This is a genomic window from Bradyrhizobium sp. R2.2-H (genome assembly GCF_004346455.1).
In the GTDB taxonomy this organism is placed as follows: domain Bacteria; phylum Pseudomonadota; class Alphaproteobacteria; order Rhizobiales; family Xanthobacteraceae; genus Bradyrhizobium; species Bradyrhizobium diversitatis.
Genome location: NZ_SMBR01000011.1, coordinates 218,845 through 241,815 on the forward strand (window position 1 = coordinate 218,845; position 22,971 = coordinate 241,815).

At 65.7% G+C, this 22,971-nt stretch carries 22 protein-coding genes, 1 other RNA gene and 1 pseudogene; 14 read left to right on the forward strand and 10 right to left on the reverse strand.

What is annotated here, in order from left to right:
* Nucleotides 1-74: 74 nt before the first annotated feature.
* The 3 genes from EDE08_RS27175 to ffs form a co-directional block, all read right to left on the reverse strand.
* Nucleotides 75-395, reverse strand: coding sequence for a YbaB/EbfC family nucleoid-associated protein (locus EDE08_RS27175; RefSeq protein WP_061879603.1), 321 nt, complete (start codon nucleotides 393-395; stop codon nucleotides 75-77).
* 25 nt (nucleotides 396-420) lie between these two features.
* Nucleotides 421-2,235 (reverse strand): DNA polymerase III subunit gamma/tau, encoded by a 1,815-nt coding sequence (locus EDE08_RS27180; RefSeq protein ID WP_131871810.1) that lies wholly within the window; start codon nucleotides 2,233-2,235, stop codon nucleotides 421-423.
* Nucleotides 2,236-2,329: 94 nt separating this feature from the next.
* Nucleotides 2,330-2,426, reverse strand: an RNA gene (gene ffs / locus EDE08_RS27185) — signal recognition particle sRNA small type.
* 187 nt (nucleotides 2,427-2,613) lie between these two features.
* Between ffs and EDE08_RS27190 the strand changes: the two genes are divergently transcribed.
* The 9 genes and pseudogenes from EDE08_RS27190 to EDE08_RS27230 all read left to right on the forward strand — a co-directional run bounded on the left by EDE08_RS27190 (nucleotide 2,614) and on the right by EDE08_RS27230 (nucleotide 9,400).
* Complete coding sequence (locus EDE08_RS27190) at nucleotides 2,614-3,459, forward strand: transporter substrate-binding domain-containing protein (RefSeq protein WP_131871811.1); 846 nt, start codon at nucleotides 2,614-2,616, stop codon at nucleotides 3,457-3,459.
* Between the two features lie 121 nt (nucleotides 3,460-3,580).
* Nucleotides 3,581-4,243: an amino acid ABC transporter permease gene (locus EDE08_RS27195; RefSeq protein ID WP_131871812.1), complete on the forward strand. Its 663-nt coding sequence runs from the start codon at nucleotides 3,581-3,583 to the stop codon at nucleotides 4,241-4,243.
* The gene (locus EDE08_RS27200; RefSeq protein ID WP_131871813.1) at nucleotides 4,240-5,046 is read left to right on the forward strand and encodes an amino acid ABC transporter ATP-binding protein; all 807 of its coding nucleotides are present in this window, start codon (nucleotides 4,240-4,242) and stop codon (nucleotides 5,044-5,046) included. Before EDE08_RS27195 ends, EDE08_RS27200 begins: the two co-directional genes overlap by 4 nt.
* Entirely contained in the window at nucleotides 5,046-5,801 is a 756-nt protein-coding gene (locus EDE08_RS27205; RefSeq protein ID WP_131871814.1) for an SDR family NAD(P)-dependent oxidoreductase, read from the forward strand. Before EDE08_RS27200 ends, EDE08_RS27205 begins: the two co-directional genes overlap by 1 nt.
* Nucleotides 5,798-6,925, forward strand: coding sequence for a muconate cycloisomerase family protein (locus EDE08_RS27210; RefSeq protein WP_131871815.1), 1,128 nt, complete (start codon nucleotides 5,798-5,800; stop codon nucleotides 6,923-6,925). The genes EDE08_RS27205 and EDE08_RS27210 overlap by 4 nt, the downstream gene beginning before the upstream one ends.
* A gap of 291 nt (nucleotides 6,926-7,216) precedes the next feature.
* On the forward strand, nucleotides 7,217-7,636 hold the full coding sequence (locus EDE08_RS27215) for an HIT domain-containing protein (RefSeq protein WP_131871816.1): 420 nt from the start codon (nucleotides 7,217-7,219) through the stop codon (nucleotides 7,634-7,636).
* Nucleotides 7,637-7,647: 11 nt separating this feature from the next.
* A complete protein-coding gene (gene nudC / locus EDE08_RS27220; protein WP_131871817.1) occupies nucleotides 7,648-8,592 on the forward strand; it encodes an NAD(+) diphosphatase in 945 nt (314 codons plus the stop codon).
* Nucleotides 8,593-8,629: 37 nt separating this feature from the next.
* Nucleotides 8,630-8,793 (forward strand): annotated as a pseudogene (locus EDE08_RS39170) (sugar kinase); the annotation flags it as partial.
* A 97-nt stretch (nucleotides 8,794-8,890) separates the two neighbouring features.
* Entirely contained in the window at nucleotides 8,891-9,400 is a 510-nt protein-coding gene (locus EDE08_RS27230; RefSeq protein WP_131871818.1) for an Lrp/AsnC family transcriptional regulator, read from the forward strand.
* A gap of 167 nt (nucleotides 9,401-9,567) precedes the next feature.
* On the opposite strand, the gene EDE08_RS27235 is transcribed toward EDE08_RS27230, so the two are convergent.
* Nucleotides 9,568-10,917, reverse strand: coding sequence for a sensor histidine kinase (locus EDE08_RS27235; protein WP_131871819.1), 1,350 nt, complete (start codon nucleotides 10,915-10,917; stop codon nucleotides 9,568-9,570).
* Nucleotides 10,917-11,639: a response regulator gene (locus tag EDE08_RS27240; RefSeq protein ID WP_131871820.1), complete on the reverse strand. Its 723-nt coding sequence runs from the start codon at nucleotides 11,637-11,639 to the stop codon at nucleotides 10,917-10,919. The genes EDE08_RS27235 and EDE08_RS27240 overlap by 1 nt, the downstream gene beginning before the upstream one ends.
* Nucleotides 11,640-11,824: 185 nt before the next feature.
* Here EDE08_RS27240 and EDE08_RS27245 point away from each other — a divergent pair, with 185 nt between their 5' ends.
* The 3 genes from EDE08_RS27245 (at nucleotide 11,825) to EDE08_RS27255 (ending at nucleotide 13,281) form a co-directional block, all read left to right on the forward strand.
* Entirely contained in the window at nucleotides 11,825-12,046 is a 222-nt protein-coding gene (locus EDE08_RS27245; protein WP_131871821.1) for a hypothetical protein, read from the forward strand.
* A gap of 74 nt (nucleotides 12,047-12,120) precedes the next feature.
* Nucleotides 12,121-12,432, forward strand: a complete 312-nt coding sequence (locus tag EDE08_RS27250; protein ID WP_245524900.1) for a cysteine rich repeat-containing protein — start codon at nucleotides 12,121-12,123, stop codon at nucleotides 12,430-12,432.
* A gap of 9 nt (nucleotides 12,433-12,441) precedes the next feature.
* Nucleotides 12,442-13,281: a sterol desaturase family protein gene (locus EDE08_RS27255; protein ID WP_131871822.1), complete on the forward strand. Its 840-nt coding sequence runs from the start codon at nucleotides 12,442-12,444 to the stop codon at nucleotides 13,279-13,281.
* A 210-nt stretch (nucleotides 13,282-13,491) separates the two neighbouring features.
* Here EDE08_RS27255 and EDE08_RS27260 read toward each other — a convergent pair whose 3' ends face one another.
* The 4 genes from EDE08_RS27260 to EDE08_RS27275 all read right to left on the reverse strand — a co-directional run bounded on the left by EDE08_RS27260 (nucleotide 13,492) and on the right by EDE08_RS27275 (nucleotide 19,743).
* On the reverse strand, nucleotides 13,492-14,991 hold the full coding sequence (locus EDE08_RS27260; RefSeq protein WP_131871823.1) for a phosphomannomutase/phosphoglucomutase: 1,500 nt from the start codon (nucleotides 14,989-14,991) through the stop codon (nucleotides 13,492-13,494).
* Nucleotides 14,992-15,183: 192 nt separating this feature from the next.
* On the reverse strand, nucleotides 15,184-15,696 hold the full coding sequence (locus tag EDE08_RS27265; protein WP_082822055.1) for a TIGR02281 family clan AA aspartic protease: 513 nt from the start codon (nucleotides 15,694-15,696) through the stop codon (nucleotides 15,184-15,186).
* A gap of 127 nt (nucleotides 15,697-15,823) precedes the next feature.
* The gene (gene hrpB, locus EDE08_RS27270; RefSeq protein ID WP_165936208.1) at nucleotides 15,824-18,298 is read right to left on the reverse strand and encodes an ATP-dependent helicase HrpB; all 2,475 of its coding nucleotides are present in this window, start codon (nucleotides 18,296-18,298) and stop codon (nucleotides 15,824-15,826) included.
* A 128-nt stretch (nucleotides 18,299-18,426) separates the two neighbouring features.
* A complete protein-coding gene (locus tag EDE08_RS27275) occupies nucleotides 18,427-19,743 on the reverse strand; it encodes a UDP-glucose dehydrogenase family protein (protein WP_131871825.1) in 1,317 nt (438 codons plus the stop codon).
* Between the two features lie 193 nt (nucleotides 19,744-19,936).
* Between EDE08_RS27275 and EDE08_RS27280 the strand changes: the two genes are divergently transcribed.
* A complete protein-coding gene (locus EDE08_RS27280) occupies nucleotides 19,937-21,004 on the forward strand; it encodes an acyltransferase family protein (protein ID WP_131871826.1) in 1,068 nt (355 codons plus the stop codon).
* Between the two features lie 5 nt (nucleotides 21,005-21,009).
* On the opposite strand, the gene EDE08_RS27285 is transcribed toward EDE08_RS27280, so the two are convergent.
* The gene (locus EDE08_RS27285; RefSeq protein ID WP_131871827.1) at nucleotides 21,010-21,981 is read right to left on the reverse strand and encodes a quinone oxidoreductase family protein; all 972 of its coding nucleotides are present in this window, start codon (nucleotides 21,979-21,981) and stop codon (nucleotides 21,010-21,012) included.
* A 96-nt stretch (nucleotides 21,982-22,077) separates the two neighbouring features.
* On the opposite strand from EDE08_RS27285, the gene EDE08_RS27290 reads away from it, so the two are divergent.
* Nucleotides 22,078-22,920: a LysR family transcriptional regulator gene (locus EDE08_RS27290; protein ID WP_131871828.1), complete on the forward strand. Its 843-nt coding sequence runs from the start codon at nucleotides 22,078-22,080 to the stop codon at nucleotides 22,918-22,920.
* Nucleotides 22,921-22,971: the final 51 nt, after the last annotated feature.

The window sequence follows — 22,971 nt, forward strand, 5'->3', positions numbered from 1 at the left end:
AGCAAATCGACCTCTCCCCGTTGGGGAGAGGTGGGACGAAACCGCGGACGAATTCCAACAACGAGAAAATCCTATTATTGGCCGAACAACCCCGGCGGCAGGCCGAGCCCGCCCGTGAGGGCCTGCATCTTCTCCTGCATGGCGGTCTCTGCCTTGCGGCGGGCATCACTGAGCGCGGTGACGAGCAGGTCTTCCAGCACCTCGCGCTCTTCCGCCTTCATCAGCGAGGGATCGATCTTGATGCCCTTCACGTCCATCTTCGCGGTCATGCGCACGGCGACGAGGCCGCCGCCGGAGATGCCTTCGACCTCGACGTTGGCGAGTTGGTCCTGCATCTCCTGCATCTTGGATTGCAGCTGTGCCGCCTGCTTCATCATGCCGAGAAAATCAGCCATGGGTGCTCGTCCTTGAATGAATGGCTCAGAGATCGTCGTCGCCGTCGGAACCGTCGGGCGGATCGTCACTGCCATAGTCGGCATTGATATTGGTCTCCGGGGCCTCGGGGGCAAGCCTGCGGACCTCGACGACCTTGGCGCCGGGGAAGCGCGACAGCACCTCCTGCACGCGCGGATCGGCTTCCGCGGTACGGGCATGCTCCTGCTTGGCCGCCTGGTTCACCGAGCGCAGCGTCGGTTGGCCCTGCTCGTTGGAGACGATCACAGTCCAGCGCCGGCCGGTCCACAGCTCGAACTTCTTCGCAAGCTCCGAGATCATGGTCTTGGAAGCGTTGGGCTCGAGCGCGACTTCCAGCCGGCCCTCCTCGAAGCGGACGAGGCGCATGTCGCCTTCGAGCGCGCTCTTGGTCATGATGTCGCGCTTCTGCCCTGCGAGCGCGACGAGCTGGGTGAAGCTCGTGACGCGCAGTTGCGGTGCCGCGGCTTGCGGATCCGGCGCCGGGGCCGCCATCTGCGGCCGGGCCGCGCCACCGCCGAACGAAGAGGGCGAGGCGGTCGGCATGCGAACAGGCGCCGCGGACGCAACCGGCGCGGAAGGCGCGCTGCGCGCCGCACTGCCGCCGCTCACGACCGGGGAGCCGCCGCCGTTCTGCTCCAGCATCCTGATCGCTTCGTCCGGCGTCGGTAGATCGGCGACATAGGCAATGCGGACCAGAACCATTTCCGCCGCGGCTGCGGGGCGCGTTGCGGCCTGCACCTCGGTAATGCCCTTGAGCAGCATCTGCCACATCCGCGACAACACGCGCATCGAGATCTTCGAGGCGAAATCCCGCGCCCGAACCCGCTCGGTCTCGCCATAGGCGACGTTATCGGCGGTCGCCGGCACGATCTTCACGCGGGTGACGAAATTGACGAATTCGGCGAGGTCCGAGAGCACGACGATGGGATCGGCGCCGACGTCGTATTGCTCGCGGAACTCCTTGAATGCCGCGGCGATGTCGCCGCGCACCAGCGAATCGAAGAGATCGATGACGCGGGTGCGGTCGGCGAGGCCCAGCATCTGCCGGACGGCATCGGCCTTGACGGTGCCGGCCGCGTGGGCGATCGCCTGGTCGAGCAGCGAGAGAGAATCGCGCACGGAGCCTTCGGCGGCGCGCGCGATGATGCCGAGCGCCTCCGGCTCGATCTCGACGTTTTCCCTGGCCGCGATGTTGGCGAGGTGCTTCATCAGCACGTCCGCCTCGACCCGGCGCAGGTCGAAGCGCTGGCAGCGCGACAGCACGGTGACCGGAACCTTGCGGATCTCCGTCGTCGCGAACACGAACTTGGCGTGCTCCGGCGGCTCCTCCAGCGTCTTCAGGAAGGCGTTGAACGCTGCCGTCGACAGCATGTGGACTTCGTCGATGATGTAGACCTTGTAGCGGGCGCTGGCGGGGGCATAGCGCACGCTGTCATTGATCTGTCGGACGTCGTCGACGCCGGTGTGCGAGGCGGCGTCCATCTCCAGCACGTCCATGTGCCGGCTTTCCATGATCGCCTGGCAGTGCACGCCCAAGGTCGGCATGTGGATGGTCGGGCCCTTCACCGAACCATCAGGCATCTCGTAGTTGAGCGCGCGGGCGAGGATGCGCGCGGTGGTGGTCTTGCCGACACCGCGGACGCCGGTGAGGATCCAGGCCTGCGGAATGCGCCCGGTCTCGAACGCGTTGGAGACGGTGCGGACCACCGCCTCCTGTCCGATCAGATCGTCAAAAGAGGAAGGGCGGTATTTGCGCGCCAAAACCCGGTAGGGTGCGTTGCCGGCGCTATCGGGATTGGGAGGGGCGCCAGCGTCGGTCATCGGTCGATCCGCAATGAAATGTCTCTTGGCCGGCTCTTGCGGAAAGGAGCGCGCTGGCGGGGCGACCGCCGGCGCAATTCGCTCGAAAAAACAGGTAGGAGACTGACGAGCGACCCGATCCGGACCTCGTTAGGGCTGCTTCCTTCCGGACCTGACCCGGTTGGCGAGTGGCTCGTCCACCGCCAATCTCCCGGTCCCTATTTGGGGCCAAAGGGAGCGGAAAGCAAGCGGGTATCGGATTGAACTAGATCGAGCTTGCCCAGTATCCGGGCAATTCCCGGCCTGCCCAGCCGACAGGCTGTGCTTTCACCGTGCGGACCACCTTGCTAAGAACGCCCTACCCGGAACTCCATCCAACCAGAAAAGCGATTGATCCTAATGGTTACACGTCGTGATGTTGCATCGATTGTCGGATTGGGCGCGGTGACAGCGGCCGCGCTGGCTTCGCCGGCCGTGGCCCAGACAGCCGATCCGAACGAATCGACCTTCGCCCGCATCCGCCGGACCAAGAAGATGCGGATCGGCGCGGTCGGCGGCGGCGCACCCTATTACATGAAGGACCTCGCCTCCGGCCAGTGGAAGGGCTTCTACATCGACATCGCCAAGGGCCTCGCCGACGACATGGAGGCCGAGCTCGAGATCACCGAGACCACCTGGGGCAATTCGGTGCTCGACCTGCAGGCCAACAAGATCGACATCTTCTTCGGCCTCAACCCGACTCCGAAGCGCGCACTGGTGGTGGACTTCTCGGTGCCGGTCTTCAACAACGCGTTCGCCATCCTCTGCAAGAAGGACTTCAAGCCGAAGAGCTGGGCCGAATTGAACTCGCCCGACATCAAGATCGCGGTCGACCAGGGCTCCTCGCACGACCAGGTGGTCAGCCGCCTCACGCCGAAGGCGCAGATCACGCGGCTCAAGACCGCCGACGATGCCACCGCCGCGCTCCAGACCGGCCGCGTCGATGCGCAGTGCCTGATCACCATGCTGTCGCTGACCGTGCTGAAGAAGAATCCATCGCTCGGCCAGCTCGTGCTTCCGACGCCGATCTTCGCCACCACGTCGAATGCCGGCTTCCGCCGCGAGACCGACAAGACCTGGCGCGACTACGTCAACACCTGGATCGACTTCAACAAGGGCCTCGGCTTCATCCGCAACGCGATCATCACCAACATGGAGCTGGTGGGCGTGACCGAGGCGGACATTCCGCCGGGCGTTTCGTTGTAATTCTCCACTGCCATTCCGGGGCTCGCGCAGCGAGAACCCGGAATCTCGAGCTTCCGGGTTCGCCCTTCGGGCGTCCCGGAATGACGGTGCCAACGGCACCCACGACGAGTAAGACACACGCATGTATCAGTGGGACTTCGGCATCCTCTGGAGCTATCGCTGGCTCTTTCTCAACGGGCTCGGCGTCACCGTCGGCTTCACCATCGTCATCGTCGTATGCGGATTGCTGTTCGGCCTATTGGGAGCGTTCGGCAGCCTGTCTCGCTTCAAGGCGTTGCGCCTGCTCGCCCTCACCTTCATCGAGGCGTTCCGCTGCACGCCGATCCTGGTGCAGCTGATCTGGTTCTACTACGCGCTGCCGATCCTCGCCGGCGTCGAGATGACGCCGATTGCCGCCTCGGCGCTGGCGCTCTCGCTCTATGGCGGCTCATTCTATTCGGAGATCATCCGCGGCGGCATCGTCTCGATCGACAAGGGTCAGTCGGAGGCCGGCGCCGCGCTCGGCATGACGCCCAGCCAGAGCATGCGGCGCATCGTGCTGCCGCAGGCGATTAAGCGCATGATCCCGGCACTGATGAACCAGTCCATCATCCAGTTCAAGAACACCTCGCTGGTCTCGGTGCTGGCGGTGCCCGACCTCGTCTACCAGAGCCAGGTCGCCGCCCATGACAGCTACCGGCCGCTGGAGACCTACACCGCGGTTGCGGTCGCCTATGCGGCGATCCTGATTCCGCTCACCATCCTCGTTCGCCGCGGCGAGAAGCGACTGGCGGTCGGCGAATGAGCGAGCCTTCCAATAGCACTTCGAAAATCGAGATCCGGGCCTTGCGCAAGCGCTTCGGCAGCAACGAGGTCCTCAAGAACATCAATCTCGACGTCGCCAAGGGCGGCGTCGTGGCGCTGATCGGCCCGTCGGGCTCGGGCAAATCGACCCTGCTCCGCTGCATCAATCTGCTGGTGGTGCCCGACGGTGGCAGCGTCCGCGTCGGCGACACCCGCTTCGTGTTCGGTGATGGTACGAGGCTTCCTGACACGAAGACTCTGGCAAAATTTCGCACCACCACCGGAATGGTGTTCCAGCATTTCAACCTGTTCCCGCACATGACGACGCTGCAGAACGTGATGGAGGGGCCGGTCACGGTACGGCGCATGGCCAAGGCCGACGCCGAGAAGCTCGCGCGGGCGCAGCTGGCCAAGGTCGGCCTTGCCGAAAAGGCCGATCAATATCCGGCGACGCTCTCCGGCGGCCAGAAGCAGCGCGTCGCCATCGCGCGGGCGCTCGCCATGGAGCCTGATGTCATGCTGTTCGACGAGGCGACCTCGGCGCTCGACCCTGAATTGGTCGGCGAGGTGCTCAACGTGATCCAGCAACTGGCGTCGGAGGGCATGACCATGGTGATCGTGACCCACGAGATCGCCTTTGCCCGCGAGGTCGCCGACCGCCTGATCTTCATGCGCGACGGCGTCGTGGTCGAAGAGGGCCCGGCGCGGCAGGTGATCGACAATCCCAGGGAAGCCGCCACGCGCGCTTTCCTCAGCCATTTCCACCGCACCGGCGCGCTGCCGCCGGCCAACGCGACATCGTGATGCCTGATATCAACCGCGTCTATCTCGTCACCGGTGCCGCCAGTGGCATCGGCCGCGCCACGGCAAAACTTCTCGCCGCGCCCGGTACCGGGCTTGTGCTGCACACGCGCTCCAACGCAGAAGGCCTGGACGCCACCGCGGCGGAAGCCGGAGCGAACGGCGCTGTGGTCGTCAAATGTCTCGGCGATCTCGCCGAGGAAGCGGCCGTCACCGACGCCATCGCCGCCGCGCAAACAGCCTTCGGCCGCCTCGACGGATTGGTCCTCGTCGGTGGCCATGCCCGCCGCGGCAGCGCGATCGGCACGCCGGCGGACCAGTTTCGCCAAGCAATGGATGAATCGGCGCTGGCGTTCACGCGGATGGTCGAGGCCGCGCTTCAGCTGCTGCGCGCGGGACGTGACGCGCGGATCGTTGCAGTCTCCTCCTTCGTGGCACATGCGATCCGACCCGAATTCGCGCCGTTTGCGGCCACCGCTGCGAGCCGAGCCGCGCTGGAGGCGCTGGTGCGCCTCACCGCGATCGAGCTTGCGAAAGACGGCATCACCGTCAACGCGGTCGCGCCGGGCCTGATCGTCAAGGACAAGCCCAGCGAGAGCCGTCTTTCACCCGAGCAGATCGCTGCCACCGAGGCGTTGATTCCGATGCGCCGGCGCGGGCAGCCGGAAGAAGTGGCCGAGATCATCGCGTTCCTTGCATCCCCCAAAGCATCCTACGTCACCGGCCAGATCTGGCACGTCAATGGAGGCCTGACATGACCGAAGCGACCGTCGAACGCCTCAGGCTGTTCCTGATCGAAAGTCCAATCAAGATGACGCGCCTGCAGGGCGTCGGCAACGTCAAGGGCACGGTCAAGCGCGTGCTGATCGAGCTGACGTCGAACGAAGGCGTGATCGGCTGGGGCGAAGCGGCGCCGTGGGAGGTCTTCACGGGAACGCCGGAGGCGGCGTTCTCTGCGCTCGACATCTATCTGCGGCCGATCCTGCTCGGCAAGCCGGTCCGCCGCATCCGCGCGCTGATGGCCGAGCTCGACCGCGCACTGGTCGGATATGCCGAGGCCAAGGTCGGAATCGAGATGGCGTTGCTCGACATCGTCGGCAAGTCGTCAGGACTTTCGGTTGCCGACCTGCTCGGCGGCCGGGTGCGCGACACGATCCCGCTGTCCTTCTCGATCGCCGATCCGGATTTTGCCGCCGATCTCGACCGCATGCGAAAGATGGTTCCGGACGGCAATGTCATCTACAAGGTCAAGACCGGCGTGAAGCCGCATCGCGAGGATCTCCACCATCTGGAGGCGATCCGCAATGAGTTCGGCGACAAGGTCGACCTGCGCGTCGACTACAACCAGGCGCTGGCGCCGTTCGGCGCGATCAAAATATTGCGCGACATCGAGCGGTTCGCACCGACCTTCATCGAGCAGCCGGTGCCACGCAAATATCTGGACGTGATGGCGCAGCTCACCGCGGCGCTGGAAACGCCCGTGCTCGCCGACGAAAGCTGCTTCGACCGCCGCGACATGATGGAGGTGGTACGCCGCGAGGCGGCCGATGCGGTCTCGATCAAGCTGATGAAGGCGGGCGGCCTGTTCGAAGCACAGGCGATCATGGCCATTGCCGACATCGCCGGCCTGCCCGGCTATGGTGGCACGCTGTGGGAGGGCGGCATCGGGCTTGCCGCCGGCACGCAGCTGATCGCGGCGACGCCCGGCATCTCGCTCGGCTGCGAATTCTACATGCCGCATCACGTGCTGACCGAGGACGTGCTGGAAGAGCGCGTTGCGAATCGCAACGGCCAAGTCGTGGTGCCGGATGGGCCGGGCCTCGGCATCCGCGTCAGCGAAGCCTCGGTCCGCGCCAATGCAAAGGTGCTGGCGGAGGCGTAAGTCAGCCGTCAGCGCCACCACAAACTTGGTCGTCGTCCCGGGCAAGCGTCAGCGCAGACCCGGGACCCATAACCACAGGATCGAGTTTGGCGAAGACTCGGAGTTGCCGGCGCGCGCAACAACCACACCCTGTGGTTATGGGTCCCGGATCTGCGCGCGCCGAGGGCGCGCTTGTCCAGGACGACGATCGAGTATGCATAAGCAGCGGAGCCCTAACCTTCCCCTTGCTAACTCCCTATCGTATGCTCGCGACCAACAAGCCCGCTCCCATCGGGCCATCCGGAAACGCATATGCCCGAACCCGCCTGGTCGCTGCACTCCCGCCTGAAAGAGGACACCATCGACATCGGCGATCTGCCGCTGTCGAAAGTGCTGGTCATCAAGGACGCGCACTACCCATGGCTCCTGCTGGTGCCGCGCCGGGTGGACGCGGTCGAGATCATCGATCTCGACGAGGTGCAGCAGGCGCAGCTGATGACCGAGATCTCCCGTGTCTCGCGCGCGCTGAAGGAGATCACCAGATGCGACAAGCTCAACATCGCCGCGCTCGGCAACCTCGTGCCGCAGCTTCACGTCCACATCATCGCGCGCCGGACCAGTGACGCGGCCTGGCCACGGCCCGTGTGGGGCGTGATGCAGCCGCTGGCGCACGACGCCACCGAGGTGCAGAATTTCATCAGCGCGCTCCGCCGCAAGATCTGGTTGGGTTGAAAGAACGAGAAATGTCAGCATTCGACGCGTTTCCGCTGGGACAGCCGGCCTTTGTCACCAACATCCTCGACCGCGCCGCGCATCTGCGCCGCGACGACGAGAAGCTGTTCGCGCTGGAGCAGAAGCCGTCATCGCGCGCCTATGTGGTCTATCGCGACTCGCTGCTGGTGAAGCGCGAGGGCGAGACGGTGCGCGCGCTGCTCGGAATCGACGAGGCGCTGAAATGCGGCGCCAATCCCGGTACGATCTTCTTGGGCCTGCGCGATGGCGCTGCCGTGTTCGGGATGGGACTCTCGCAGGCCGCCGCCGAGAAGCTGGTCGGCCGGGAGGACTACACCATAACCGAGTTGCGCGGCATGGCGATGCAGGGGGCGCTTCCGCCACAGGAGCTGTCGGCGATCGCGATGGCGAAGTCGATGGTGAGCTGGCATCAGCGCCACGGCTATTGCGCCAATTGCGGCACGCGGAGCGCGATGAAGGAAGGCGGCTGGAAGCGCGACTGCCCGGCCTGCAAGGCCGAGCACTTTCCGCGCACCGACCCGGTCGTGATCATGCTGGTCGCCTCCGGCGACAAGTGCCTGCTCGGCCGCCAGAAGCAGTTTCCGCCCGGCATGTATTCCTGCCTCGCCGGCTTCGTCGAGGCGGCCGAGACCATCGAGGACGCGGTGCGCCGCGAAATCCTGGAAGAATCGGGCATTCGCTGCACCGACGTGCAATATTACATGACCCAGCCCTGGCCCTATCCGTCATCGCTGATGATCGGCTGCAGCGCACGGGCGCTGAACGAGGACATCGTCGTCGATCGCATGGAGCTGGAAGACGCGCGCTGGTTCAAGCGCGAGGAGGCGGCCCTGATGCTGACGCGGACGCATCCCGACGGGCTCGCCGGCCCGCATCCCTTCGCGATCGCTCATCATCTGCTCGGCCGCTGGGTACACGACAAGAGCAGCACCTGAGCTGGGACCATCGATAGCCGGCATCGCGCCGCGCATCCTTCTCCATGGCGCCTTCACGCTCCGGCTTGCCGAGGGCGAGGGGACGCGCGAGGTGGTGCAATTCGCTGCGGCCGCCGCAGCACTGAAATGCACCCGGCACGACGGCGCCTTGCCGCCCCACAACGCATTGAAGTTGAGGACTTTTTACGGCACCGCCCTTAGAGCAGCTCCACGGCTCCGCGAAGATTATAGGCTTGCCGTGGAAAGATTTTCTCTATATCAGGGAAATCAACCCATTAAATGAAACAAAGTTCTTCAAATGACTGATGTCGCCGCTCAGGTTCCCGAGACCAGCCGCCGCCTCGATGCCATCGACCGCAAGATCCTGATGGTTCTTCAGGAGGATGCCTCCCTCTCGGTGGCCGAGATCGGCGACCGCGTCGGCCTGTCCTCGACCCCCTGCTGGAAGCGCATCCAGCGCCTGGAGGCCGACGGCGTGATCATCAAGCGCGTGGCGCTGGTCGACCAGAACAAGATCGGGCTCGGCATTTCCGTGTTCGTGTCGGTCGAGAGCGCCGATCACTCGGACGCCTGGCTCAAGCGGTTCGCCGAAGCCGTCAGCGCCATGCCGGAGGTGATGGAATTCTATCGCATGGCCGGCGACGTCGACTACATGCTCCGCGTCGTGGTCGCGGACATGCAGGCCTATGACGTGTTCTACAAGAAGCTGATCAGCGCCGTGCCGCTGAAAAACGTCACCTCGCGCTTCGCGATGGAGAAGATCAAGTCGGTGACCGCGTTGCCGATTCCCGCGGTGGTAACGGCCTGACGCCGATTCTCATTTTGACGCGTTTTCTTCACGCGAACCGGGTATCCACTTCGCTCGAAAACGCTTTAAAGCGCGATGAGATCGGGATGGCCTCATCATCGCGCTTTAGGTTGTTGTTTGGGCATGATCTTCTCGGAAAACCGCTTCACACTTTTCCGGATCATGCTTTAGACCGGCTGAAACACCGGAAGGGTGACGCTGACCCGCGTGCCCCCGCCCGGGGCCGCGCCGATCTCGATCGTCCCGCCATGGGCCTCGACCAGGCTGCGGACAACGGCGAGACCAAGACCGGCGCCGCCGGTTGCGCGATTACGCGACTTCTCCAGCCGGTGGAACGGCTCGAGCACGGTCTGACGCTGATCGGCGGGAATCCCGGGTCCCTCGTCGCCGATCGACACGACGACGGCACCGTCCTTCAGGGCCGTGCGCACATGCGCGGCATGGCCATAGGCGAGTGCGTTGTCGATGATGTTGGCGAAGACCCGCCGCAGGGCGAGCCGATCGCCGAGGACGACGACGTCGCGCGCACGCTCGTCCGTGACCAGATCGACCGCCGCGCCCTGAGCATGCCGGTCGTTCACCTCGACGGCCACCAGAGCGGCGAGCTCGACCATCTCCTGTGACAGACCGCCCGCACCCGCCCGCGTCGACAGCAGCGCGTCATCGAGCAGGCGGATCATGTCGTCGATATCGGCGACCGCCCGCTGCCGCTCGGCATCGTCCGGAATGTGCTCGACGCGCAGCCGCAACCGTGTCGCAAAAGTCCTGACATCGTGGGCGATGCCGCCAACCAGCGTCATGCGCGCACGCAGCATCTCGGCAAGCCGCCCCTGCAAGCGGTTGAACGCGGCGATGACGGCGCGGATCTCCGGCGCGCTGCGCCTTGCATCCGGCAGCGGCGGCGGATCGGCCGACAGGTCGACACGATCGACGGCGGCGGCGAGCCGCGCCAGCGGCCGCGTCTCGCGCTGCATGACCAAAAGCGCCAGCAGCGCCACGATCGAGCCGAACAGGCCCGCGCCAAAACCCACGGGCAGCCCGAACTGGGTCACCGGCAGGCGGGTATAGGCGTCGATGACCAGCAGATCGCCGCTGCGCAGGCCGATTCGGAATTCGATCGCATTGGCCATCAGCCGCGCGAGGCGGGGAAACAATCGACTGGCGCGGTGATCGGGCGGCGACACAATCTCCACGGGGCGGCCCGCAAGGCCGGCCGCATAAGTCTCGCGCAATTGTCGCTGCCGCTCCGGCGTCTCGCCGTCGACCGGCGCCCCCGACGGCACGATCCGCGCCATGAATTGCGGCGACGACACTGCGTCGAGGACGGCCTGCCGTGCGTCGCCGACCGTGCCCTCGAGCAACGTTGCAAGCGCATCGAGGCGCGCAGGCGATGGCCGCGTGAGCTCGTTCTCCTGCAGCGTCGTGCGGTAGAAGATCCCCATGAGCACGGTAACCACCACGATGAAGCCGACCAGTCCGATCAGCGCCAGCCGCGCGGCAAGCGTCACGCGCAGCATCACGACACCTGCTTGACGGTCGCGGTGAACAGATAGCCGCCGTTGCGCACCGTCGTGATCAGGTTGGAGCCGGGACTTGCACCGTCGAGCTTGCGGCGCAGCCGCGAGATCAGCATGTCGACGGTGCGGTCGAACGGCTCGGCCGAACGTCCGCGGGTCCAGTCGAGGATCTGGTCGCGCGTGAGCACCCTTCGCGGCCGCTGCACGAAGCAACCGAGCAGGTCGAACTCGGCGCTGGTCAATTGCAGCTCCGGCGTCTCGGCCCCGGTCGTCTCGACACTGCGCGCATCGAGATCGATCACGAAGCGGTCGAACGCGAAGCGCCGGACCAGCGGCTTGGGCGGAGTCCCGCTGGCACGGCGCAGGATGGCGCGAACCCGCGCCAGCAGCTCGCGCGGACCGAACGGCTTCGTCAGGTAATCGTCGGCGCCCATCTCGAGGCCGACCACGCGATCGATCTCGTCGCTCTTGGCGGTCAGCATCAGGATCGGGATGGCATCGTCGGCGCGCAGGCGGCGGCAGATCGACAGCCCGTCCTCGCCCGGCAGCATCAGATCGAGGATGACGAGGTCGGGCCGCAGGCGCTGGAGCATCGAATCCATCGCCTTGCCGTCGGCGACACAGGCGACCTCGAACCCCTCGCGCCGCATGAAGTCGGCAACGAGGCGGCTGATTTCGGGATCGTCCTCCACCATGAGAATCGTGGCTGCTTGCGCGTTCATGGCTGCATTGTGGGCAACGGCTCGCGTCAGGCAAGGGCGCGGGCGCCGTTGTTACATAGTGTTACACGGGTCGGACAAAGCCATAACAATCGTTTCGTTCCGGCAATGCGCCGCAGACGCGGCACGACCAGTCTCCTCCGCACGGCTCCCGCTCACGGCAGCCCCCCAAGAAGGAGACGACGACCATGACCAAGCTTTTCCTCACCTCCCTCGTCATCGGCACTCTGTCGGTTGCCGCGGCGGCCGACGCCAATGCCTGGACGCGGTCGGCAACGGCGAGCGGGCCGCGCGGCACCTCCAGCGTCACCGCGACCGGCGGCTGCGCCAACGGAAGCTGCACGCGCAACGTCACCCGTACCGGCCCGGCTGGCAACACCTACACCCGCTCCGGCACGATCTCGCGCTGAGCGGGCCGGACCGTCGCCGCACCCGGCCCCGGGCGGCGACGGTCCATCACTTCAGACCAGAAAGGAACAGCATCGTGTCATCGATTTTGCGTGCCCTGCCGCGAACTGCGGCCATCGTCGCGCTCGGCGTTTCGACGTCCGCATTCGCCCAGAGCCAGTTGCAAACCCAGATCACGCCGCAGATGCGCAGCGAGGCACGAGCGACCATGCAGGCCTGCCGCGCCGATTATGAAAGCCTTTGCAGCAACGTCGCGCCGGGTGGTGGACGCATCCTCGCCTGCCTGCAATCTCACGCCGGCCAGCTCACCTCGGTCTGCGCACGAGCCCTGCCCCGTGCGCAGGCACTGAGGGACAGCGCCGTCACCACCGGCGCCGCCCCGAAATAGGAGGACACCGTGGCTTATGCTTCTCTCCTGCTCGACCCAGCGCTCCGGTACATGGTGCTGGCGACGGCGATCGGCCTGATGCTGCTCGAATACGGCATCGGTCGGCTTGCCCATCGCGAGACCCACGACTGGCGCGAGAGCGCTGCCTCTTTCGGCGTGGCCCTCGGACAGAACCTGCTGCGCGCGGTCGAGGCAGGCATGCTGGCGATACCGTTCGCGTTCCTGTACGAGCACCGCCTGTTCGACTTCGCACAGACCGGTCCGCTCGCGCTCGCAGGATTATTCCTGGGCAGCGAGTTCCTGTATTATTGGCAGCATCGCGCCTCGCATCGGATTCGCTGGATGTGGGCGACGCATGCAGTGCATCACTCGACGACGCGACTGAATTTGACTGCGGCGATCCGGCTCGGCTGGACCGGAAACGTCTCGGGCAACTTCCTGTTCTTCCTGCCACTGGCGCTGATCGGATTTCATCCGTTCGCGATCGTGGCAATGCTCGGCATCAACCTGCTCTATCAGTTCTTCATCCACAGCCAGTTCGGGCCGAAGCTCGGCGTCCTGGAATGGGTGCTCAACACGCCGAGCCACCATCGCGTGCACCATGCCTGCAATGAGCCGTGCCTCGACAAGAACTACGGCGGCATCCTGATCGTGTTCGACCGCCTGTTCGGGACCTTTGCCGAACATCCCTCCGACCAGCCGCTCCGGTTCGGCATCGTCGGCGGCGTGCAATCCTTCAACCCGATCCGGATTGCGCTCGGCGAATGGATCGCGATGCTGGGCGACGCTTGGAAGGCACGGGGTGCAGGCGCGAAGCTCCGCGCCCTGTTCGGCCCGCCCGGAGGCTGAGCGCACCGCGGCGATGGCCCTAACCTCGCCCCGCTTGCGGGGAGAGGTCGGATTGCTATGGCGCGCAATTGCGCGCCTGAGCAATCCGGGTGAGGGGGTACAGGTCCCACGGCGATCTCACGTGTGGAGAGAGGCCCCTCACCCCAACCCTCTCCCCGTAAGAACGGGGCGAGGGAGCGCACCGCCGATGACGCAGCGGATCGCCTCAAATCAAATCTTCTGATTGTACTCGCCGACCTCGGGATGCGTGCGCAGCACGCTGTTCACCATCTCGAACATGTCGTGCATGCGCTGCTCGGAGACCGGGCTCTCGACCACGACGACGAGCTCGGGCTTGTTGGAAGAGGCGCGCACCAGGCCCCAGCTGCCGTCCTCGACCGTGACGCGGACGCCGTTGACGGTGACGAGATCGCGGATCGGCTGGCCGCCGATCCTGGCGCCCTTCGCCTGCAAGCCCTCGAAGTGCTTCACGACCTTGTCGATGACGCCGTATTTGACCTCGTCGGCGCAGTGCGGCGACATGGTCGGCGACGACCAGGTCTTCGGCAGCGCGTTCTTCAGGTCGGCCATCGACTTGCCGGGCGCGCGGTCGAGCATGTCGCAGATCGCGATCGCCGAGACCAGGCCGTCGTCATAGCCGCGGCCATACGGCTTGTTGAAGAAGAAATGGCCGGACTTCTCGAAGCCCGCCAGCGCGCCCGTCTCGTTGGTGCGGCGCTTCATGTAGGAATGACCGGTCTTCCAATAGGCGGTCTTCGCGCCCTGCTTCTGCAGCACGGGGTCGGTGACGAAGAGGCCGGTCGATTTCACGTCGACAATGAACTGCGCGTCCTTGTGGATTGCCGACATGTCGCGCGCCAGCATGACGCCGACCTTGTCGGCGAAGATCTCCTCGCCGGTGTCGTCCACGACGCCGCAGCGGTCGCCGTCACCGTCGAAGCCGAGGCCGACATCGGCCTTGTGATGCAGCACCGCGTCGCGGATCGCGTGCAGCATCTCCATGTCCTCGGGGTTCGGGTTGTATTTCGGGAAGGTGTGATCGAGCTCGGTATCGAGCGGGATCACCTCGCAGCCGATCGCTTCCAGCACCTGCGGCGCGAACGCGCCGGCGGTGCCGTTGCCGCAGGCCGCGACGACCTTGAGCTTGCGCTTGAGCTTCGGACGATTGGTGAGGTCGGCGATGTAGCGCGCCGGATAGTTCTCGTGGAACTGGTAGGAGCCGCCCGCCTTGTTCTTGAACTCCGCGTTGAGAACGATCTCCTTCAGCCGCGTCATCTCGTCGGGGCCGAAGGTCAGCGGGCGGTTGGCGCCCATCTTGACGCCGGTCCAGCCATTGTCGTTGTGCGAGGCTGTGACCATGGCGACGCAGGGCACATCCAGGTCGAACTGCGCGAAATAGGCCATCGGCGTCACCGCGAGGCCGATATCGTGCACCTTGCATCCCGCGGCCATCAGGCCGGAGATCAGCGCGTATTTGATCGAGGCCGAATAGCCGCGGAAATCATGACCGGTGACGATCTCTTGCCTGACGCCGAGCTCGGCGATCAGCGCACCCAGCCCCATGCCGAGCGCCTGCACACCCATCAGGTTGATTTCCTTCTGAAACAACCAGCGCGCGTCGTACTCGCGAAAGCCCGTGGGCTTCACCATCGGCTCGGATTCGAAGGCGTAAGTGTTGGGCAACAAGACGGATTTCGGCTTCGGGAACATTGAGACGGTCTCGTGAAAAAGGGGCGGGATTTGCTGCAGCCTAAGCGAGTGCCCGGCCGCAGCGGAAGGCGGGATTGAAGGCTTATGGCCGATAATTGCGGCAGATTGGTAACGAAGAGACGTTACCGCGAGGGCGGCCAGAGCAAAGATATCTTCTCGAAATGGACGGTCGCGCGATCGTGCGGGCTGGCTCTACTGCTCCAGCACCATCTGGCCGTTGGAATATTCGAAGCGCTTCAGGCGCGACAGGAAGGAGAGACCAAGCAGGTTCTCCGACAAGGCCGCATCGGGCAGCACCATGGCATCGACGTCGCGCACGATGAGTCCGCCGACCTCTAACATGGCGATACGGGTGCGCGCGGCCTTGATGGTGCCGTTGGCCGTGGAGACGGTGGCGGTGTACTCGCCGCGCGAGGGACGCAGGCCGAAGCGGGCGGCCGAGGTCTCGTTCAGCGCAACGACGGAGGCGCCGGTATCGATCATGAAGCCGATGCGCTGGCCGTCGATGCGGCCCTCGGTCTGGAAATGACCGCGGCCGTCGCGCGAAATGCTGAGGCTGCGGCCGCCGGCCGGAGCGGTGGAGGCAACGGCCACCGTCGTGCGCGGGACCGAGGTGGCGGAGGCGGAGCTCATCTTGTCCGCCATCTGGGCCATGAAGGTGCCGAGGCCGATCATCACGGCCGCGAAGATCATAATGTTACGCATCACACCACTTCCGAGCCGGAAAGCTCGATTTCATCACGCAGCGTGCCCGGCGGCGAGCGAAGCCGCGGTCAGAGAGCTGCTATTTTGACGAAAAGCATGAGCGGATGGTTAATGCGCGATCGAACTTTCACGTCCCGCGCGGCTTTGCCCGCCGGGTCGGCAGCGCATTGGCAGGATCGTCCGGCCAGGGGTGGCGCGGGTAACGGCCGCGCAGGTCGGAGCGGACCGCGGCGTAGCTGCCGCGCCAGAAGCCTGGGAGATCGCGCGTCACCTGCACCGGGCGCTGTGCCGGCGATAGCAGCTCCAGCACCAGCGGTACCTTGCCGGCCGCGATCGAGGGATGGGTGTTGAGGCCGAACAGTTCCTGGAGCCGTACCGCGATGGTCGGCCCCTGCTCGGCCTCGTAATCGATCGCGAGCGCGCTTCCGGTCGGCGCTTCGAAATGGGTCGGCGCCTCGCGATCGAGCCGCGCGCGCATGTCCCAAGGCAGCAGCGCCATCAACGCGTCGGAGAGATCGCCCGCTGAGATGTCCTTGAGCGCGATCTTGTCGTAGAGCGCCGGCACCAGCCAATCCTCGCGCCGCGCGATCAATCCGTCATCGGAGAGATCGGGCCAGGCCTCGCCCTCGGCCTTGCGCAGGAACATCACGCGGTCGCGCCATTGTTTTGCGGTCTTCGACCAGGGCAGCCGGTCGAGGCCGGCGGCGATCAGCCCATCGGCAAGGATGCGCGCGGTGCCCTCCGAGGGCGACACGGCAAGTGTCGCCTCGGACAGCGTGATGGCATGCAGCACGCGTCTGCGCCGCGCGCGCAGCGCCATCGCGCCGCGATCGAACGAGATCTCATCGGCGGTCTCGATATGCTCGGCGAAATGTTGCTCGATCTCGTCCTCCGTGATCTGCGCGGCGAGCAGGATGCGTCCGCTCGCCGCCGTCCCCGTCATCTCGCCGATCGCGATGTAGGGCGCGCGGGCGAGCGAGGAGGTCTGCTCGACCGAAGCGCCGCGGCCGTTGGCGAGCACGAAACTGCCATTGCCGCGGTTGCGCGCGACGCGGTCCGGAAAGGCATAGGCGAGCATCAGGCCGGTCGAGATATCTCCCTGCGGCCCGGCTTTCTCCGACGCCGCGACCTGCGAGGCCCAGCGCCGCGCCAGATCGCGCGCGCTCGTCGCTCGCGGCGAGCGGTCACGACGGAACTGGTCGCGCCGGTGCTCGAGATCGACGCTGTCGCCCCCTAACCCGCGCTCGGTGATGATGGCGGCGATCTCGGCGGCGGCCTCGCCGCCGCCTGCACGATGCGAATCCACGATCATGCGCGCCAGCCGCGGCGGCAGCGCCAGCGAACGCAGGCTCTTGCCCTCCGCGGTGATCCGACCATCGCCGTCGAGCGCGTTGAGCTCAGTCAGCAGGCTCTTTGCCTCCTTCCAGGCGGGTTGCGGCGGCGGATCGAGGAACGACAGCGCTGCGGGATCGCTGACGCCCCATTGCGCGAGATCGAGCACCAGCGAGGACAGATCGGCGCTGAGGATTTCCGGCTGGGTGTAGGCTGCGAGCGAGGCGGTCTGCGGCTCGTCCCAGAGCCGGTAGCAGACACCGGGCTCGGTGCGGCCGGCGCGGCCGCGGCGCTGGTCCACCGCCGCGCGCGAGGCACGTACGGTCTCGAGCCGGGTCAAGCCGATGTCGGGCTCGTAACGCGGCACGCGGGCGAGACCGGAATCGACCACGATGCGCACGCCTTCGATCGTGAGCGAGGTCTCGGCGATCGACGTCGCCAGCACCACCTTGCGCGAGCCCCTGGGCGCCGGCGCGATGGCGCGGTCCTGCACGGCGGCATCGAGCGCGCCGAACAGCGGCACGATCTCGATGGAGGCGTCGTGCACGCGCTCGCCGAGAAAGTTCTGGGTGCGGCGGATCTCGGCGGCGCCCGGCAGGAACGCCAGCACCGAGCCGCTGTCGGCACGCAGCGCGGACGCAATCGCATCCGCCATCTGGCGCTCGATCTGCGCATCTGCCTTGCGGCCGAGATAGCGCGTCTCGACCGGAAAGGCGCGGCCCTCGCTTTCGACGACGGGCGCATCGCCGAGCAATTTGGCCACGCGCGCGCCGTCGAGCGTGGCCGACATCACGAGGATGCGGAGATCCTCGCGCAGGCCGGTTTGCGCATCACGCGCCAGCGCGAGGCCGAGATCGGCGTCGAGCGAGCGCTCGTGAAATTCGTCGAACAGGATCGCGGCAACGCCCGACAGTTCGGGGTCGTCGAGGATCTGGCGGGTGAAGATGCCTTCGGTCACCACCTCGATGCGCGTGGCGCGCGAGATCTTCGAGCCGAAGCGGACGCGATAGCCGACGGTCTCGCCGGCCCGCTCGCCGAGCGATTTGGCCATGCGATCGGCACTGGCCCGCGCCGCGATGCGCCGCGGCTCCAGCACGATGATCTTCTTGTCTTTCGTCCAGGGCGCATCGAGCAGCGCCAGCGGCACGCGCGTGGTCTTGCCGGCTCCGGGCGGCGCCACCAGCACGGCGGCGTTGTTGGCCTCCAGCGTGCGCGACAGATCGTCGAGCACGGCATCGATCGGGAGGGGTGTGTCGAAGCTGCGGGGCAAGGTCTATCCACTCGTCATGCCCGGCCTTCGTGCCGGGCATCCACGTTCTTTCAGGCGAGAGTGAACAAGACGTGGATGGCCGGGACAAGCCCGGCCATGACGGCTTCTTTCAACGAGAAATGCAGCTATCAGCCCTGCACAGGGGGCCGGCCGACGCTCTCGTAGGTGAAGCCGGCGGCTTCCATGTCTTCGGGGCGATAGATGTTGCGGAGATCGATGAGGACGGGCTGCGCCATGGTCTGCTTCAACCGATCGAGATCGAGCGCGCGGAACTGCACCCATTCGGTGACGATGACGAGCGCGTCCGCACCTTCCGCGCAGGAATAAGCGTCCTCGCAATAGGTGATGCTGGGCAGCTCGCTTTTTGCCTGCTCCATGCCGACGGGATCGAACGCCTTGACGGTCGCGCCCATGTCGATCAGGCCTGTCACCAGCGGGATCGACGGCGCGTCGCGCATGTCGTCGGTATCGGGCTTGAAGGTGAGGCCGAGCACGGCGATGGTCTTGCCGCGCAGCGAGCCGCCGAGCGCCTGGCTCACTTTCCGCGCCATCGCACGCTTGCGGTTCTCGTTGACCGCCAGCACGGATTCGACGATGCGCAAGGACACGTCATAGTCCTGCGCGATCTTGATCAAGGCCTTGGTGTCCTTCGGGAAGCACGAGCCGCCGAAGCCTGGGCCTGCATGCAGGAATTTTGTGCCGATGCGGTTGTCCAGGCCGATGCCGCGCGCGACCTCCTGGACGTTGGCGCCGGCTTTTTCCGAGAGATCGGCGATCTCGTTGATGAAGGTGATCTTGGTCGCCAGGAACGCGTTGGCGGCGTATTTGATCATCTCGGCGGTGCGGCGCTCGGTGAACATCAGCGGCGCCTGGTTCAGCGACAGCGGACGGTAGATGTCGCCCATCACCTTGCGGCCGCGCTCGTCCGAGGTGCCGACCACGATGCGGTCGGGGAACTTGAAATCGCGGATCGCCGCGCCCTCGCGCAGGAACTCGGGGTTCGAGGCGACGACGACGTCGGCCGCAGGGTTCGTCTCGCGGATGATGCGCTCGACCTCGTCGCCGGTGCCGACCGGCACGGTCGACTTGGTCACCACGACGGTGAAGTCGGTGAGCGCTTGCGCGATCTCGCGGGCGGCGGCGTAGACGTAGGACAGATCGGCGTGGCCATCGCCGCGGCGCGAGGGCGTGCCAACCGCGATGAACACGGCATCAGCATCCGCGACCGGCTTGGTGAGATCGGTGGTGAAGTCCAGCCGCTTGGCCTTGACGTTGGTCGCGACCAGTTCGTCGAGGCCGGGCTCGTAGATCGGGATCTCGCCGCGATGGAGCGCCGCGATCTTCTTCTCGTCCTTGTCGACGCAGGTGACGTCGTGGCCGAAATCCGCAAAGCAGGCTCCGGACACCAATCCCACATAACCCGTGCCGATCATCGCGATGCGCATGAAAAATCCTGTCCCAGCTTGGTTAACGGAAGCCCAATTCGCGGCGGTTTAGCATTTTCCCGAGGTCATGGAACAGTCCGGATGCAAAAACCGGCCCGCGATTTGAAAGGGTAAAGAAGTCGGAAACCACTGGGCTCCAAACTGCCCCGCACCCATACAGGGACGGGCGGAACACGCCTCGAAAGGGGACATCATGGCACGATCAGGCACAATCGCGGCGGCCGGGCTTTCTGAGGCCCCTTCTGCCGTGCGTGTCGACTGGGTCGACTACGCCAAGGGCATCTGCATCGTCATGGTCGTGATGATGCATTCGGTGCTGGGGGTCGAGCTCGCCGCCGGGCAGACCGGTTTCATGCATGTTGCCGTGGCCTTCGCAAAGCCGTTCCGGATGCCGGATTTCTTCCTGATTTCGGGCCTGTTCCTGTCTGTCGTGATCGATCGGGACTGGCGAACCTATCTCGACCGCAAGGTGGTGCATTTCGCTTATTTTTATGTCGTCTGGGTGACAATCCAGTTCGGCTTCAAGGCGCCCGCCTTCGCGGCGGAGACCAGCTGGCGCGAAGTCGGCTTCTTGTACCTCGAATCCTTCATCGAGCCGTTCGGCACGCTGTGGTTCATCTATCTGCTGCCGATCTTCTTCGTCGTCACAAAACTGACACGCAAGCTTCCGCCGCTCGCGATCTGGCTTCTCGCCGCCGCGCTGGAGACCGCACGGATCACGACCGGCTGGACCGTCATCGACGAATTCTGCTCGCGCTTCGTCTATTTCTATTCGGGCTACCTGTTCGCGCCTTACGTGTTCGCCGTTTCGGATCGTGCACGAAAGCATCCCGCGCTCGCGCTCGGAGCGCTCGCGGCCTGGGCATTGATCAATGCCGGCCTGGTCGCGCATGGAGCCAGCGAATGGAAGATCGTCTCGCTCGTGCTCGGCTTTGCCGGCGCCTGCGCCATCATCACGACGGGCACGCTGCTCGCGCGCGCGCAGTGGCTCAATTTCCTCCGCTTCTGCGGCGAGCATTCGATCGTGATCTACCTCGCCTTCTTCCTGCCGATGGCGGCGACGCGGACGCTGCTGCTGCGCACGGGCGTCATCCCCGACATCGGCACCGTGTCGCTGATCGTCACCATCGCCGGCGTGCTCGGCGCGCTGGCGATCTGGCAGGTGGCGCTGCGGCTCAATGCGCGCTTCCTGTTCGAGCGGCCGGATGCGTTCTGGATCGCGCCGAGGAAGGCGGCAGCCACGCTACAGCCCGCGGAATAGGCCACTCAGGGACGCAGATACAAAGCTCCCGTCGTCAGACCGGCCTCGAGTTCGGCCTGAGCCAACGCTGCATCCCGCAGACTGTAGGCTTTCCCGCTCACCTGCAGCACGCCATCGGCCATCGCAGCCAGCACACGCTCGGCGGAACGGCGATACGCATCGACATCGTTCATGTGGGCCATGACACTCGGCCGCGCCAGCATCAAGCTGCGTCGCGGCCCGAGATCGTGGACATCGACCAGCGGGATCGGCCCGGCCGACTGGCCAATGCTCGCGACCACGCCGAATGGCCGCACGCAAGCGAGCGTCTTCTGCAACGTCGTCCCCCCAACACCGTCATAGGCGACATCGACGCCGCGCCCTGCAGTGAGATCGGCAACGGCTGCGGCGAAATCGGCGTCGCGCCCGACGATCACGTGAGACGCACCAGCAGCACGAGCCGCCTCGACCTTCGCCGGTGAACCCACGGTCCCGATCACGACCGCCCCGAACGCGCTGGCCCAGCGCGTCAGCAACTGCCCCAGCCCTCCGGCTGCGCTATGCACGAGAATCGTCGTCCCACGGACGACAGGGAAAACGCGGCTGAGCAGCATGTCAGCCGTGACACCCTTGACGAACGCCGTCGCGACCGTCTCGTCCGGCAAGCCCGCCGGAAGCTTCACGCCGCGCCAGGCCGGCAGATTGCGCTCGGACGCGTAAGCGCCGATGGGCGCACCCGCATAGGCGACACGGTCGCCGACCTCGAGGCAGGTCACCTCCGCACCCAGCGCCGCAACGACCCCGACCGCCTCGACGCCCGGAATTCGCTCGGACGGAAGGGCGTACAGACCCATGCGCTGATAGATGTCGATGGAATTGACGCCGATCGCGGTCTGCCGCAGCCGGATTTCGCCGCGGCCTGGCGGCGGCAGATCGGCGCTCAAGAGTTCGAGTTGGTCTACGCCGCCGGGCGCCTTCAACCTCACGATCACGGCCATGTCGCATTCTCCTGTCGTTGACAGAAGAACTATGGAATGACTTGGAAATCTGCGAAACTGCTCAAAAGTGAGATCTAGTTGTGAGAATTCGCACAGATGGACTGGACGGACCTGCAGCATTTCCTGGCGCTCGCGCGTGAGGGCACCCTGTCCGCCGCAGCAAGGAGCCTCGGCGTCGACCACGTCACCGTGGCCCGCCGTGTCGCCGCCCTGGAAGCGGCCATGTCGCTCAAGCTCGTGGACCGGCGACCACGCAGCTACGAACTCACCGAGGACGGCAAGCGCATCGCCAAGATCGGCGCGCCGATGGCAGAGACGGCGTTTGCACTGGAGCGCGCCGCGCAAGCCTCGAAATCGGAAGTTAGCGGCGAGATCACTATCAGCGCGCCGCCGTCGCTGGCCAACCTCCTGATCGCGCCAAAACTGGTTCTGCTGCGGCAACAGCATCCCGGCATCACGATCAAGCTGATCGGCGAGAAACGCACGGCCTCGCTCAATCGCCGCGAAGCCGACCTGGCGCTTCGCCTGTCGCGCCCGACCGAGCCGGGGCTGATCGCCCGCAAGATCGGCTATTTCGAGTTCGCTCTCTACGGCTCGCCCGGCTATCTGCAGGCGACAGCCCCGCATGCCTTCGCGTTCGTCGCTTATGATTCCAGCATGGACGAGGTACCCCAGCAGCGATGGCTGATGCGCTTCGCCGGCACGCGCGAGATCGTGCTTCGCACCAACGACCTTGAGAACCAGGCGGCAGCCGCCAGGACCGGAATTGGGCTGGCGGCCCTCCCAAAATTCCTGGGCGAGGCCGACCCGCGGCTGCAGCGCCTTGACATCGGTGGCCGTCCGGTCGGGCGCGAGGTCTGGCTGGTGCTGCATCGCGACCTGCGCCGCACACCGGCGGTGCGCGCGGTGGCGAGCTTTCTCGAAGATTGCCTGGCCTGATCCCACGCCTTTGCGAGGCCATGAATTGCCTTTGCGAGGCCATGAATTGCC

Excerpts from the sequence above, each read along its gene's own strand:
- EDE08_RS27175 (WP_061879603.1), bottom strand. The coding sequence starts at position 395 with ATGGCTGATTTTCTCGGCATGATGAAGCAGGCGGCACAGCTGCAATCC.
- EDE08_RS27180 (WP_131871810.1), bottom strand. The coding sequence starts at position 2,235 with ATGACCGACGCTGGCGCCCCTCCCAATCCCGATAGCGCCGGCAACGCA.
- EDE08_RS27190 (WP_131871811.1), top strand. The coding sequence starts at position 2,614 with ATGGTTACACGTCGTGATGTTGCATCGATTGTCGGATTGGGCGCGGTG.
- EDE08_RS27195 (WP_131871812.1), top strand. The coding sequence starts at position 3,581 with ATGTATCAGTGGGACTTCGGCATCCTCTGGAGCTATCGCTGGCTCTTT.
- EDE08_RS27200 (WP_131871813.1), top strand. The coding sequence starts at position 4,240 with ATGAGCGAGCCTTCCAATAGCACTTCGAAAATCGAGATCCGGGCCTTG.
- EDE08_RS27205 (WP_131871814.1), top strand. The coding sequence starts at position 5,046 with ATGCCTGATATCAACCGCGTCTATCTCGTCACCGGTGCCGCCAGTGGC.
- EDE08_RS27210 (WP_131871815.1), top strand. The coding sequence starts at position 5,798 with ATGACCGAAGCGACCGTCGAACGCCTCAGGCTGTTCCTGATCGAAAGT.
- EDE08_RS27215 (WP_131871816.1), top strand. The coding sequence starts at position 7,217 with ATGCCCGAACCCGCCTGGTCGCTGCACTCCCGCCTGAAAGAGGACACC.
- nudC (WP_131871817.1), top strand. The coding sequence starts at position 7,648 with ATGTCAGCATTCGACGCGTTTCCGCTGGGACAGCCGGCCTTTGTCACC.
- EDE08_RS27230 (WP_131871818.1), top strand. The coding sequence starts at position 8,891 with ATGACTGATGTCGCCGCTCAGGTTCCCGAGACCAGCCGCCGCCTCGAT.
- EDE08_RS27235 (WP_131871819.1), bottom strand. The coding sequence starts at position 10,917 with ATGCTGCGCGTGACGCTTGCCGCGCGGCTGGCGCTGATCGGACTGGTC.
- EDE08_RS27240 (WP_131871820.1), bottom strand. The coding sequence starts at position 11,639 with ATGAACGCGCAAGCAGCCACGATTCTCATGGTGGAGGACGATCCCGAA.
- EDE08_RS27245 (WP_131871821.1), top strand. The coding sequence starts at position 11,825 with ATGACCAAGCTTTTCCTCACCTCCCTCGTCATCGGCACTCTGTCGGTT.
- EDE08_RS27260 (WP_131871823.1), bottom strand. The coding sequence starts at position 14,991 with ATGTTCCCGAAGCCGAAATCCGTCTTGTTGCCCAACACTTACGCCTTC.
- EDE08_RS27265 (WP_082822055.1), bottom strand. The coding sequence starts at position 15,696 with ATGCGTAACATTATGATCTTCGCGGCCGTGATGATCGGCCTCGGCACC.
- EDE08_RS27275 (WP_131871825.1), bottom strand. The coding sequence starts at position 19,743 with ATGCGCATCGCGATGATCGGCACGGGTTATGTGGGATTGGTGTCCGGA.
- EDE08_RS27280 (WP_131871826.1), top strand. The coding sequence starts at position 19,937 with ATGGCACGATCAGGCACAATCGCGGCGGCCGGGCTTTCTGAGGCCCCT.
- EDE08_RS27285 (WP_131871827.1), bottom strand. The coding sequence starts at position 21,981 with ATGGCCGTGATCGTGAGGTTGAAGGCGCCCGGCGGCGTAGACCAACTC.
- EDE08_RS27290 (WP_131871828.1), top strand. The coding sequence starts at position 22,078 with ATGGACTGGACGGACCTGCAGCATTTCCTGGCGCTCGCGCGTGAGGGC.